The 11,641-nt window shown below is 60.6% G+C and carries 13 protein-coding genes and 1 pseudogene; 9 read left to right on the top strand and 5 right to left on the bottom strand.

Features of this window, described 5'->3' with window-relative positions; genetic code table 11:
* A partial coding sequence (locus tag HGO40_RS29080) for a sulfite exporter TauE/SafE family protein (protein WP_250965853.1) occupies positions 1-446 on the bottom strand: 446 nt, incomplete at its 3' end.
* 112 nt (positions 447-558) lie between these two features.
* Here HGO40_RS29080 and HGO40_RS29075 point away from each other — a divergent pair.
* Together HGO40_RS29075 and HGO40_RS29070 are read left to right on the top strand one after the other, a co-directional pair.
* Positions 559-1,335 carry an AraC family transcriptional regulator gene (locus tag HGO40_RS29075; RefSeq protein WP_250965854.1) on the top strand — a complete coding sequence of 259 codons (777 nt, stop codon included), beginning with the start codon at positions 559-561 and terminating at the stop codon, positions 1,333-1,335.
* 82 nt (positions 1,336-1,417) lie between these two features.
* Entirely contained in the window at positions 1,418-1,735 is a 318-nt protein-coding gene (locus tag HGO40_RS29070) for a helix-turn-helix domain-containing protein (RefSeq protein WP_250965852.1), read from the top strand.
* 17 nt (positions 1,736-1,752) lie between these two features.
* On the opposite strand, the gene HGO40_RS29065 is transcribed toward HGO40_RS29070, so the two are convergent.
* The gene (locus HGO40_RS29065) at positions 1,753-2,811 is read right to left on the bottom strand and encodes an MBL fold metallo-hydrolase (protein ID WP_250965851.1); all 1,059 of its coding nucleotides are present in this window, start codon (positions 2,809-2,811) and stop codon (positions 1,753-1,755) included.
* 188 nt (positions 2,812-2,999) lie between these two features.
* Between HGO40_RS29065 and HGO40_RS29060 the strand changes: the two genes are divergently transcribed.
* On the top strand, positions 3,000-3,608 hold the full coding sequence (locus HGO40_RS29060; RefSeq protein ID WP_250965850.1) for a TetR/AcrR family transcriptional regulator: 609 nt from the start codon (positions 3,000-3,002) through the stop codon (positions 3,606-3,608).
* A 3-nt stretch (positions 3,609-3,611) separates the two neighbouring features.
* On the opposite strand, the gene HGO40_RS29055 is transcribed toward HGO40_RS29060, so the two are convergent.
* Positions 3,612-4,559, bottom strand: coding sequence for a LysR family transcriptional regulator (locus HGO40_RS29055; protein ID WP_250965849.1), 948 nt, complete (start codon positions 4,557-4,559; stop codon positions 3,612-3,614).
* Positions 4,560-4,573: 14 nt separating this feature from the next.
* Here HGO40_RS29055 and HGO40_RS29050 point away from each other — a divergent pair, with 14 nt between their 5' ends.
* On the top strand, positions 4,574-5,284 hold the full coding sequence (locus HGO40_RS29050) for a CTP synthase C-terminal region-related (seleno)protein (protein ID WP_250965848.1): 711 nt from the start codon (positions 4,574-4,576) through the stop codon (positions 5,282-5,284).
* On the top strand, positions 5,281-5,595 hold the full coding sequence (locus HGO40_RS29045; RefSeq protein WP_250965847.1) for an antibiotic biosynthesis monooxygenase family protein: 315 nt from the start codon (positions 5,281-5,283) through the stop codon (positions 5,593-5,595). Before HGO40_RS29050 ends, HGO40_RS29045 begins: the two co-directional genes overlap by 4 nt.
* Positions 5,596-5,921: 326 nt before the next feature.
* Here HGO40_RS29045 and HGO40_RS29040 read toward each other — a convergent pair whose 3' ends face one another.
* Entirely contained in the window at positions 5,922-6,248 is a 327-nt protein-coding gene (locus tag HGO40_RS29040; RefSeq protein WP_250965846.1) for a DUF2025 family protein, read from the bottom strand.
* 242 nt (positions 6,249-6,490) lie between these two features.
* Between HGO40_RS29040 and HGO40_RS29035 the strand changes: the two are divergent.
* The 3 genes and pseudogenes from HGO40_RS29035 to HGO40_RS29025 all read left to right on the top strand — a co-directional run bounded on the left by HGO40_RS29035 (position 6,491) and on the right by HGO40_RS29025 (position 9,258).
* A pseudogene (locus HGO40_RS29035) lies at positions 6,491-7,618 on the top strand (glycerophosphodiester phosphodiesterase family protein).
* Positions 7,619-7,743: 125 nt separating this feature from the next.
* The gene (locus tag HGO40_RS29030) at positions 7,744-8,049 is read left to right on the top strand and encodes a PepSY domain-containing protein (protein WP_250965845.1); all 306 of its coding nucleotides are present in this window, start codon (positions 7,744-7,746) and stop codon (positions 8,047-8,049) included.
* Positions 8,050-8,235: 186 nt separating this feature from the next.
* Positions 8,236-9,258 carry a transporter gene (locus HGO40_RS29025; protein WP_186706282.1) on the top strand — a complete coding sequence of 341 codons (1,023 nt, stop codon included), beginning with the start codon at positions 8,236-8,238 and terminating at the stop codon, positions 9,256-9,258.
* 208 nt (positions 9,259-9,466) lie between these two features.
* Here the strand turns inward: HGO40_RS29025 and HGO40_RS29020 are convergent, their stop codons facing one another.
* Positions 9,467-11,092: a methyl-accepting chemotaxis protein gene (locus HGO40_RS29020; RefSeq protein ID WP_250965844.1), complete on the bottom strand. Its 1,626-nt coding sequence runs from the start codon at positions 11,090-11,092 to the stop codon at positions 9,467-9,469.
* Positions 11,093-11,381: 289 nt separating this feature from the next.
* Here HGO40_RS29020 and HGO40_RS29015 point away from each other — a divergent pair, with 289 nt between their 5' ends.
* Positions 11,382-11,525 carry a hypothetical protein gene (locus HGO40_RS29015; protein WP_162893862.1) on the top strand — a complete coding sequence of 48 codons (144 nt, stop codon included), beginning with the start codon at positions 11,382-11,384 and terminating at the stop codon, positions 11,523-11,525.
* Positions 11,526-11,641: the final 116 nt, after the last annotated feature.

Below are 11,641 nucleotides of genomic sequence, written 5' to 3'. Positions count from 1 at the left end.
TTTGTTATCAGCCCGACGCCTGCATACCCTATTTCTGCGGGTCTCGCGGGCTCTGACATGTTTATAAGAGACAGGTCCAGAATGGTCACGCCCAGATAAACGATGAACCCATAGCGAATGACTTCGCTGCTCGCCCCCATCGCGGCAATGGCGCCGACGACAGCGCCCAGGCCGATGAAGCCGCCCAACGGCCATACATAATGGCGAATGAGGTTGCGGGCGCGGTGATGCTTCACCGTGGCGATCAGTGCGTTGACGATCATCACGCAGGTCGAAGTGGCCACGGCAATGTGCATCGCCGATTGGCCGACAGGGTCGTCGGCACCGTGGCTGGCGGTGAGCATGCGGTACAGCAAGGGCACTACGACGAAGCCGCCACCGAAGCCGAACAGCACGGCGGTGATGCCACTCAGGCAGCCGAAACAGGCAAGCAATACATAGAACATCGAGGCGCATCCGTGGATTGGGAGGCGTCTACGATAGGGAGGCGAAGCTTGGCCTGCAGCAGCAAACAGGCCAATAATGTTCGCATTTACGCCAATCGTGAGCGGCCCGTCGATGCGCAACAGTTCGATCGATTTATTGGATGCGACACCCAGGGCCGTCGTTGCCATCGGCACCGATTACGCTCATGGGCAAGTACTGCCGTTGCATCGCCATCGCCGCGCGCAGTTGCTCTACGGTGCCACCGGGGTCATGCAGGTCAGCACGGCGGACGGCAATTGGGTGGTGCCGCCGCAACGGGCGGTGTGGATTCCGCCGGGGGTCGATCATGAAGTGCTGATGCTGGGCGTGAGTACGCGCAGCCTGTACATCGAACCGGACGCGGTTATGGCCATGGACACGCAGTGCCAGGTCATCAGTGTGTCGCCCCTGATGCGCCAGTTGCTGATGGAGGCCGTCGAGCTTGCGCCGGACTACGACGAGGCGGGTCGGGACGGGGCGTTGATTCATCTGCTACTACACGAGTTGCTGCGCAGCACCCACCTGCCACTGCACCTTCCGCTGCCCAAGGATCCTCGCCTGCTCAGCCTGTGCCAGGCGCTCCTGGAACACCCCGACGCCCATGCCTCGCCCGTGGAATGGGCGGCGCAATTGCACATCAGCCTGCGCTCATTCAATCGCCTGTTCAGCCGGCAGACCGCGCTGAGTTTCAGCCAGTGGCGGCAGCAGGCGTGTGTGATGTCGGCGTTGGCCCGCCTGGCTGAAGGGGATTCGGTGACACGCATAGCCTTGGACCTGGGCTACGACAGTCCCGCTGCGTTCTCCACCATGTTCCGTCGGGTACTGGGTCACGCGCCGAGCGCTTGGTTGGCGAAGACCGCCGGTCATTGATCAAAAAAATGAGATTGATCGGGATTCAAAACAACTGTACAAAAACACAGTGTTTTTTAATCCCACAGCTTTGGAGCACCCCATGGCCTCTCTCGCAATCAAAACCACCCTGGAACGCATCGCTGTCTATCAGTTCACCCCCGCCCACTGTGCACAGGCGCGAGCCATGTTGGGCTGGAGTGTCGAGGAGCTGTCCCGGCAATCCGGCGTCTCGGTTCGGGCCATCCGCCGCTTTGAGGCCGGTGGCGAATTGCTCGATGTCACCCGCCTGGCCCTGGCGTTTCGCCTGGAGGCGGAAGGCCTGGTGTTCTTCCCCGGCTTCGCACCGGGGCGCGGCATGAACATCAAGGGCGCGACGCCGGACCCCATGGGGCGTTCCGATTACGCGATGATCGAATGACCCCCGCGGAGCAGGTTCTAGGCGATACCGGCCTGGTCCTGATAGGTCGAGGGGTCCACATCCAGCCACCAGGCGCGGCCACGTTGCGGCTGCGTCAGGGTGAAAGCTTCGCCCATTTGCGGTGTGGTGATGCAAACGTTGCGTTCCCAGGCCAAGGCCAGGATGCGGTCGAAGGGTTCATACCAGGCATGCATCGCCAGGTCGAACGTGCCGTTGTGGATCGGCAGTAGCCAACGGCCCTTGAGGTCGATATGGGCCTGCAAGGTCTGCTCCGGCTGCATGTGGACATGGGGCCAGTCAACGTTATAGGCGCCGGTTTCCATCAGCGTCAGGTCGAAGGGGCCGTATTGTTCGCCGATGCGTTTGAAACCCTCGAAGTAACCGGTGTCGCCACTGAAGAAAATTCGCGTGGCGCCGTCGATCATCACCCACGACGCCCACAAAGTGCTGTTGCTGTCGAACAGGCCGCGTCCGGAAAAGTGCTGGGAGGGCGTGGCGATGAACTCGATGCCGTCCACCTCAGTGCCTTGCCACCAGTCCAGCTGACGTACCTTGCTGGCGTCGACGCCCCATTTGACCAGGGTGTCGCCCACGCCCAGGGGCGCCAGGAAGTGGCGGGTCGTGGTCGCTAGCTTGAGAATGGCCTGATGATCGAGGTGGTCGTAATGATCGTGGGAAAGGATCACCGCTTCGATGGGCGGCAACTCGTCCAGGCTGATGGGCGGCTGATGGAAACGCTTCGGTCCGGCCCATTGCACGGGTGAGGCACGTTCGGAGATCACCGGGTCTGTCAGCCAGAATTTATCCCGCAGCTTGAGCAGCACGGTGGAATGGCCAAGACGGAAGACGCTGTGGTTCGGCGCGGCCAGCAGCGCGGCGCGCGTCAGCGGTCGAACGTCGATGGCACCTGCAGGGCGAGTGGAATGCGGCTTGTGAAAGATCATGTTCCAGATGATGCGCAGGGTGGTGCCAAAGCCTTCCCGCGGCGTGTAGGCATGATTGCGATACTTGCCCTGCTCTTGCCGGGATGAATCGTGGGCAGGCGGGCTATCGGTCGAAAGAGAGGGGATGGTCATGGTGCGATAACTCCAAGGACGTCGTCGCCATTGCGCTTCGTCGTTGTGGGACGCTGGATGGCCGTTGCATGCACGCATAGCCGTCAGACGAAAACCTACACCACTCGGTGTAGTTTCCAGATTGCATGAATCCCGGGAGCAAGTAAACTGCCGAGTGTAAGTTCTCTCCTCTCAACCGACGAATGCCCATGACCGTACCGCAGCGCCTTACCGAGCGAAAACGCGAAGCCATCCTCCAGGCCGCGATTGCTGAATTCCGTAGCAGCGGTTTCGAGATCACCAGCATGGACAGGATCGCGGCGACCGCCGGCGTATCGAAGCGCACGGTGTATAACCATTTCCCGAGCAAGGAAGCGCTGTTTGCCGAAATCCTGAATCGGTTATGGAACAGCATCACCGCAGAACAGGACATGCCCTACAGCCCGCAAACGCCGCTACGGGAGCAACTGCAAACGTTGCTGCAAGCCAAACTGCATCTGCTGGCGGACGAAAATTTCCTCGACCTGGCGCGCATCGCCATCGCCGCAACCATTCACTCCCCGGAGCGCGCCCAGGACATGGTCTCGCGCATGGGCCAGCGTGAGGAAGGCCTGACCGCCTGGATTCGCCAGGCCCAGGCCGATGGCCGATTGAAACCCGTGGAGCCGGCCTTTGCCGCCCAACAAATGCATGGGCTGCTCAAGACATTCGCTTTCTGGCCGCAGGTTTCGATGGGGCAACCGAGCCTGACCCAGGAGGAGCAAACCCAAGTCGTCGAATCGGCCCTCGACATGTTCTTGAGTCGTTACCAGGCCTGAAACTCAACCCCAGCGCAGGTTGCGCCCCAGCTCATCGAACAAGGTCACCACCGAGCGCAAGGCCCGACAGTCCGGGCGGGTCAGGAGCCACAGCGCCGTATCGTATCCCTCCAGCGACTCGCCAAGGGGCATCAGGCCCTGGCGTTCGTCGATCAGAAAGTCCGGCAGCGCCGCACCGCCTAACCCAGCCCGCACCAGTTCGGTGACCGAGAGCATGCTGTTGCAGCGATAAGCAGGCATCACGCCGGGCAGATGCTGGCGCCGCCAGGCCACGGTGGGGTGATCCGGAAGGAAATCGTCTGGCGCGATCCAGATCATGGAAGCCAAGTCACCCGCCTCTACCGAGCGCAGATACGTGGCGCTGGCGCATACCCGGTAAGTCACCTTGCCCAGGTTGCGACCGACCAGGTGTTCTGGCGGCGTACGGGTCAGTCGCAACGCAATGTCGGCGTCGCGGCGGTTCAGGTTGGCGAAGTCGTTCGAAGTGCTCAACTCAAGGGTCAACGCCGGATAGGCAGGCATGAAACGCGCTAAAGCCGGCAGCAGCAACGCTTGCAAGACTGAATCACTGCACGTCAGGCGTACCGTCCCGCTGATGACTTCGCCGCCCTGCTCCACCCCCACCCGCGCCGCCTCCAACGCCTGCTCGGCGCGCTCTGCTTGTTCAGCCAACGCCTGGGCCAGGCTCGTTGGCAAGTACCCGGAACGGCTTTTTTCGAACAAGGGTTGACCCAGGGCCGCTTCCAATCGACGTACCGAACGAAACACCGTCGACACGTCCACCTGCAGCAGCCGAGCGGCCCGGGCCTGCGAGCCGCCACGGACCAGCGCGAGGATCAGGGACAGGTCGGGGTAGTCCAGACGATAGTGCGTCGCTGCATTGATCACTTGGGTAAACGCCAATATTGATTGCGTGAACGCCAATCTATAGTGGCCACCAGGAATCAACAAGCGGCGAGCCTCCCATGGAAAATCAACGTCCTTTAAACATCGCCCTGATCGGCGACCACGACCCTCAGATCACCGCTCACCGGGCAATTCCCCTCGCACTTGAGCTGGCGGGCACACAAACCGGCCAGGCCATTCGCTTCCAATGGCTGGCAACGTCACTCATCGCCGACACCGCCGTGCTGGAAGATTTCGACGGTGTCTGGTGCGTGCCCGGCAGCCCCTACCAAAACGAAGCCGGTGCCGTGCTGGCCATTCGTTTTGCCCGCGAACAGCGTCGCCCTTTCCTGGGCACTTGCGGCGGTTTTCAGCACGCCGTGCTGGAATATGCCCGTCACGTGATGGGTTGGGTCGATGCCGTCCATGGTGAAACCTCTCCAGAGGCTGAACGGGCGCTGCTGACACCGCTGAACTGTGCCTTGGTCGAAACCATCGACAGCCTCCAGTTCGATGCGGGCTCGTTGATTGCCACGGCCTACGGCCGACAGACCGCGTTCGAGGGCTACCATTGCCGCTTCGGGGTCAATCCAGACTTTGAAAGAGACTTGCTGAGCCAGCGCCTGCACGCCGTTGCCCGGGATTCGGCCGGTGACTTGCGAGCGGTGGAACTGCAAGACCATCCGTTCTTTGTCGCCACGCTGTTCCAGCCTGAACGGGCCGCACTGGAAGGCCGCGTGCCACCGCTGGTCAGCGCGTTTGTCGAAGCCTGCGCCAGGCAAATGTCATGAGCGCTCATTATTACGCAGTGATTTTTACCTCCCTGCGTACCGAGGGGGACCAAGGCTACGCCGAAGCCGCCGAGCGCATGCTGGCCCTTGCTCGGGAACAACCTGGATTTTTAGGCGTTGAATCGGCCCGTGGCGACGATGGTCTGGGGATTACCGTGTCCTATTGGCGTGATGAAGCGGCGATCCTGGCCTGGAAGCAACATCCCGAACACAGCGCGATTCGTGAGCGAGGCCGCTCCATCTGGTATACCCAATGCCAGACGAGGGTGTGCAAGGTTGAACGGGACTATGCCTTCCAACGCCCAACCTGATGCCAGGACAAAAGTCCCTGTGGGAGCGACCTTCTCGCGATAGCTGTAGATCAGCCAACATCACTGTGACTGACCTATCGCCATCGCGAGCAAGCTCGCTCCCACAGTGTTCACCGTTGATCAATCTATAGCGTTATAGCTGGGAAGTTTTTGTGGCGAGGGAGCTCGCTCCCGCTTGACCGGGCTGGCGCTCCAGTGCGCAGCGCTCATCAATTTTTGGGGCCGCTGCGCGCCCCAGCGGGAGCCATCTCTGGCCACAGGACCGTGCCGTTCCAACAATTCTTGTGAACCCCACAGGGTTTCCGTTCACTTCAGGATCGGGGGCTTCAGCCTTCCACCAACTGCCGCACCGCCTTGATTTCCGGCAGGTCGCCGCGGGCCATGTACACCCGCAAAGGTTCGGTCAGGTTGATGCGGTCGTCGATGTTCTGGTCCAGCAACAGTTGGATTCGCTCGCGACTGAGGGTCACGGTGCCATCCGCCCCGGGGGCCCAGACAAATTCGCTGGTGGGGATGATGCCGTCATCAGCCACGTCCATGCCGAAGGCGTCTTCGCTGAACCGCACGATGTATTGGCCGGTCTTGCGGTTCAGGCCGACAAAACCCTTGAGCTGGTCGGCGGCCTGGCAGATGAGTGTCGAAGTGGTGCGCATGGTAAACCTCATGGATGCGTCCCTCGGGACGTCTGATCGATGGTTTACACGCAGGGCAAGTGAACAGATTTTAAGGTTTCCCTCTGCCGGGGAAACTGGTGCGGTCAAGGGTACTGCAAAGCGGCCGAAAAATGGGTGGGAAAAATCTGCTTCACACAGGTTTATGTCGGTATGGCGATAGCGCCGACAGCGTTCAATTGTTAAAAGATAGGTTTTGCCTCCTCTACGAAAGGATCTCGAGCATGCCTGTCACCTTCACCCGCAGCGCCTTGATGCTGAGCCTGTTGCTCGGCTTCAGCCAGACACAAGCCTCCGAGGCCCCGAGTCCCAAGGCCCTGGCCACCCTTCAAGGCATTCCACACCCGGCAGTCATCGCCCACCGTGGTGCCTCGTTCGACGCGCCGGAATCCACCGCCGCCGCCTACAAGCTGGCCCGTGACCTGGGCGCCGATTACCTGGAGCTGGACCTGCAGCGCAGCAAGGACGGCGTGTTGTTCGTCCTGCATGACGACAGCCTGCTGCGCACCACGGATGTCGCGACCCAGTTTCCCGAACGCAAGGACAGCACCGCCAATGAATTCACCATGGCGGAACTCAACACCCTCGATGCCGGCAGCTGGTTCAACACCGCCTACCCGGACCGCGCCCGCCCTTCGTTCGTCGGCCAGAAAATCCTCACCCTCGATGAAGTGATCAACATCGCCGAGGGCAACCCGTTGCATAAACCGGGGCTGTACATCGAAACCAAGGAGCCGAAGCTGTTCCCCGGCATCGAGCGCGACCTGAAGGACAAACTGCAGGACCGTGGTTGGCTGAGCCCCGCTGGGTCGAAATTGGCCAAAAGCGCCACCGGCGTCGGCCAGGGCTAGGGCAATGTGGTGCTGCAGACCTTTGAATAGAGCAGTCTCGAACTGTTGCACAAAGAGATGCCGAAGGTGCCGAAGATCCTGCTGCTGTGGGTGGGCGAAGGCAACATCGAACCCAAGTCCAAGGTAACGTTTGCCGAGTCCGGCGAAACGGACAAGGCCGTCTATTACGCCAAGCAGGAGCCCAAGGACAAGGCCGAGTTCGAACAATGGGTCCAGTACGCCAAGGCCCATGGCGCCATCGGCACCGGTCCTTCGGCGGCATTGACCCATGGCGGCAGCCAGAGCTATTCGGACCTGGTGCAGCCGTGGATGAACCAGTACACCCACGACCAGGGTTTGCTGTTGCACGTCTACACCGTGGATGAGCCGGTGGACTTCAAGAAAGTGATGGAGGCCGGCGTTGATGGCATCTTCACCAACCGGGCCAGTGAGCTGCTCAAGTACTTCAAGCGTCCCGAGACAGGCAGCGTGGCGCAGCTATTGGAAAAGAACGGCTACTGAGTCGAAAGACCTTTCCAGGAAACTTGCTTCAAGATTTTTCGAATTAAGGGTGAATTAAGTTGCCACAGATAATCTGAACCCACTTAAACGACTCACCCTTAATAACGACACCAAGGAAAGCACTCATGAAAACGTTGACTGCCCTGTTTACCGCTGCTGCCCTGACCCTCACCGCTGGCCTGGCCCAGGCGGATGTACGAATCGACCAGATTCCTCAACTGGTCAAGGACGGCAAGATCAAATCCCTTGAGTCGATGAATGCGGAAGCCCTGAAGTTGCACCCAGGCGCGACCATCACCGACACCGACCTGGATAACCATTTCGATGGCTATGAATATGAAGTGGAACTGAAGACGGCCGACGGCAAAGAGTTTGACGTGGACTTCGACGCAACTACCGGCAAAGTCCTGTCCGACAAGCAAGACACTTGATCCATCGGTTAAAGAAGAGCCGCGCAACTTTCGAGTTGCGCGGCTTTTTTGCGTAGACCGTCTGTAAACCGCCGCCGATCTGACGACGCCGCACAACTGTCACACAACCATCAAAAAACCCTGCAATGATGCCGCTCAAGTGAACCTGTGGCCGCTGCGACAGGCACTTCCCGCCAGCGAGCCCTCATGAACCACAGCATCGACCAAAGCCATCGCGATCCGGACCTGTTCGGCCTGCTTTACGGGTTTCGTTTTCGCCCCGGCGAGCGCGGCCGGGAAATCGATTCGGCCCAAGCCCTGCAAAGCCTGCAACAACCGCAGGATGCCGACGAGTTTCTCTGGCTGCACCTGAACCTGGCCCACGCCGCCTGCGAGCGCTGGATGAAAAGCCACCTGGCCTTGCCCGAGGAATTCTTCGAAGCCCTGCACGAAGGCTCGCGATCGACCCGTATCGAACATGTGGACTCGGCACTGCTGGCGGTGGTGAACGATGTGGTGTTCAACCTCAGCAACCTGGTGTCCTCGGATGTCTCCACCTTGTGGGTGTGCGTACACAGTCGATTGATCATCAGTGCGCGCCTGCAACCCTTGCACTCGGTCGACAAGCTGCGCTCATCGGTCAAGGCCGGCGAGAGCTTTCGCTCGCCGCTGGAATTGCTGGTGCATCTGCTGCGCGACCAAGGCGAAGTGCTGACCCAGATCGTGCGCAAGACCAGCCTCAGCGTTGACCAGATCGAAGACCAATTGCTGTCTTCGCGCGTGTCCAACAACCGCGCCGAGCTGGGCAGCCAGCGCCGCGTGCTGGTACGCCTGCAACGCCTGCTGGCCCTGGAGCCGGGCTCGTTGCTGCGCCTGCTCAACCGCCCGCCGCAATGGTTGCAGAAGGAAGACGTCAAGGAGCTGCGCAAGTCCACCGAGGAGTTCGCCCTGATCATCAACGACCTCACCGCCCTGGGCGAACGGATCAAATTGCTGCAGGAAGAGATCGCCGCCAACCTCAACGAACAAAGCAACCGCACGCTGTTCACCTTGACGGTGGTCACGGTGCTGGCGTTGCCTATCAACATCATTGCCGGTTTCTTCGGCATGAACGTCGGCGGCGTGCCACTGGCCGAAGATCCCGAGGGCTTCTGGATCCTGGTAGCGCTGGTGGCGACCTTCACCGTGATTGCAGGCCGATGGGCCTTTCGCAAGCGTCGCGATTATTGAGAGTGATCCTCTGCCCCCCTACTCACTTCACGCCCGTATGAGCTTTTGTGGCGAGGGAGCTTGCTCCCGCTCGGCTGCGCAGCAGTCGTAAAATCTGCCAACCATCTTATTCCTGATGCACCGCGCTGAATGGCTTTGGGGCTGCTATGCAGCCCAGCGGGAGCAAGCTCCCTCGCCACAGGTGGGCTACTGCATCAGGAACATACCGTCAGGCACTCAACCGCGCCGTCACTTCATTCAACTGCCCCGACAACCCGTGCAAATCCCGACTGGCCGCTTCGGTGCGTTTTACGTTGTCGAGGTTGGTACTGGCAATGCAGGTGATTTCAGTCAGGTTGCGCGAAATATCCTCGGCCACCGAGGTCTGCTCTTCCGCAGCGGTGGCGATCTGACGGTTCATGTCGCGGATCGCTTCCACCGCCTGGGTGATGCGTTCCAGCATCGCGCCGGCCTGGGTCACCTGCTCGACACTTTCCTCACTGCGCGACTGGCCGCTTTCGATGGCCTGGGCCGCGTCCACCGCACCTGTTTGAACCGTCTGGATGATCTGGTTGATCTCGATGATGGACGACGCCGTGCGCTGGGCCAGGCTGCGGACTTCATCGGCGACCACCGCAAAACCACGCCCGGCCTCACCCGCCCGTGCTGCTTCGATGGCAGCGTTGAGGGCCAGCAGGTTGGTCTGCTCGGCGATCCCGCGGATCACTTCCAGCACCTTGCCGATGCGTCCGCTGTCGGCTTCCAGGCGCCGGATCACCGTGGCGGTGTTGGCAATTTCGCCACGCATTTGGGTGATGGTGTGGATCGTGCCCTGCATCACTTTCTCGCCCTGCTGCGCCGAATGATCGGCAGCATCGGCAGCCTGCGCCGCATCGGCGGCATGACGGGCAACTTCCTGGGCGGTGGCGGACATCTCGTTCATCGCGGTCGCGACTTGATCGGTGCGTTCGAATTGCTCGCTGGTGCCTTGGCTCATCAGGCTGGCAATCGCATTGAGCTCACCGCTGGCGCTGTCCAGCTCCGTGGCACTGCGTTGCAAGCGCGTGAAGGTTTCAGCAAGGAAATCGCGCAGCGTATTGGCCGCCAGGGCCAGGTCGCCCAATTCATCCTGGCGCGTGCTCGTCACACGCTCGGCGAAACGCCCGCGGCTCAGTTGAGTCACGTACGCGATCAGGTTACGGATAGGCTGCACCAGGTTGCGGTTGACCAGCCACACACTCAACAACCCGACCAGCAGCCCTGAGGCGAGCATGATCACCGTACCCAGCATGATCGTGCGGTCGGCACCCGCACTGATCAGCGCCGATTGCTCGTCGCCCAGCTTATGCAGCTCAACCACCAACTCGCTCATCTGCTCACTGGCCGCGCGGTCCACGCCCTTGACCGCGGCATCGCCCGCCGCCGCGTCGCCGCCCGCCGCCACAAACGCATCACGGCCCTTCTGGTAGGCCGCGCCCAACTGGGCATGTTCGCCCCGCAGACGCTCGATACGTGTCTTGATTTGCGCCGGGACACCTTCGTGGGTCGTCAACTGGCCAAGGATGCCCTGGACATCGCTCTGGCGTGCCTCGAATTGCTTCCAGTATTTATCCAGGTCCGCTGGCTGCTTGCCGCGCAACAGGACGTTTTTCCACTCCTGGACCTGCACCTTGAATTGCAGGTTGGCCTCGTCGATCAATTGCGACGCACGCAACGGACCGTCGAGCAGTTGACGATAATTCTGGATGCCATCGGAAAGGAAGTGAAAGGACGCCAGGGCAATCAGCAACATGGCCAGCAGGCTGCCGCTGAGCAGGGCGAGAATCTGTGCTCTCAGGGATTTTTGTAGAAACATGGAGTCGATCTCTTCAAATGAAGAACCTCCATGTCCGGGGTCCACAGTTGCAACGGAATGGGGAGGATATGTGCAAATCATCGGCCTGTACGGGGTGTTCTTGAGCGGTGGCGACCACCGGTAGCGGGATCGTTTTTTGCTGACTGGACATGACCTGTCCAGACAATCCCTTTTGTCGGCGCGATGGGATTTAAAAGTCTTTTTGTCATTTCTCCTGCTGTATCCTGCCCAGGCTTTGTAAAAGCGCGGATCTACCAGATCTATCCACAGACTTTGCGAGGAGCGCGAAATGCACGAGATCCCTAATCTCCCCTTCCCAAGCCTGCACGACACTGAGCAGACGACCACGCTACAAGCCGGAGGGCAACCTGACGCCCAGCAACCCGAGCCCAAGGAAGCCACTGAACGCCGCCAGGCCGACAGCGAAGACTGATTGACCCGTACCACCAGACCGTGTGGAAAGCGCTAAGATGCGCTTTCCACCCTGCCGGTATCAGTCTGTGTTAAACCAGGGCGCGGCCGCCGGCGAGGCAGGAAGGGCGGGAGCCG

The sequence above is a fragment of the Pseudomonas sp. CG7 genome (assembly GCF_023701885.1).
Lineage (GTDB): Bacteria > Pseudomonadota > Gammaproteobacteria > Pseudomonadales > Pseudomonadaceae > Aquipseudomonas > Aquipseudomonas zanjanensis.
Note: the sequence above shows the minus strand (reverse complement) of the source record. Positions and strands in the feature narration are given on the sequence as shown.

Coding starts and splice junctions, on each gene's coding strand:
- HGO40_RS29075 (WP_250965854.1), top strand. CDS start 559: ATGCGCAACAGTTCGATCGATTTATTGGATGCGACACCCAGGGCCGTC.
- HGO40_RS29070 (WP_250965852.1), top strand. CDS start 1,418: ATGGCCTCTCTCGCAATCAAAACCACCCTGGAACGCATCGCTGTCTAT.
- HGO40_RS29065 (WP_250965851.1), bottom strand. CDS start 2,811: ATGACCATCCCCTCTCTTTCGACCGATAGCCCGCCTGCCCACGATTCA.
- HGO40_RS29060 (WP_250965850.1), top strand. CDS start 3,000: ATGACCGTACCGCAGCGCCTTACCGAGCGAAAACGCGAAGCCATCCTC.
- HGO40_RS29050 (WP_250965848.1), top strand. CDS start 4,574: ATGGAAAATCAACGTCCTTTAAACATCGCCCTGATCGGCGACCACGAC.
- HGO40_RS29045 (WP_250965847.1), top strand. CDS start 5,281: ATGAGCGCTCATTATTACGCAGTGATTTTTACCTCCCTGCGTACCGAG.
- HGO40_RS29040 (WP_250965846.1), bottom strand. CDS start 6,248: ATGCGCACCACTTCGACACTCATCTGCCAGGCCGCCGACCAGCTCAAG.
- HGO40_RS29030 (WP_250965845.1), top strand. CDS start 7,744: ATGAAAACGTTGACTGCCCTGTTTACCGCTGCTGCCCTGACCCTCACC.
- HGO40_RS29025 (WP_186706282.1), top strand. CDS start 8,236: ATGAACCACAGCATCGACCAAAGCCATCGCGATCCGGACCTGTTCGGC.
- HGO40_RS29020 (WP_250965844.1), bottom strand. CDS start 11,092: ATGTTTCTACAAAAATCCCTGAGAGCACAGATTCTCGCCCTGCTCAGC.
- HGO40_RS29015 (WP_162893862.1), top strand. CDS start 11,382: ATGCACGAGATCCCTAATCTCCCCTTCCCAAGCCTGCACGACACTGAG.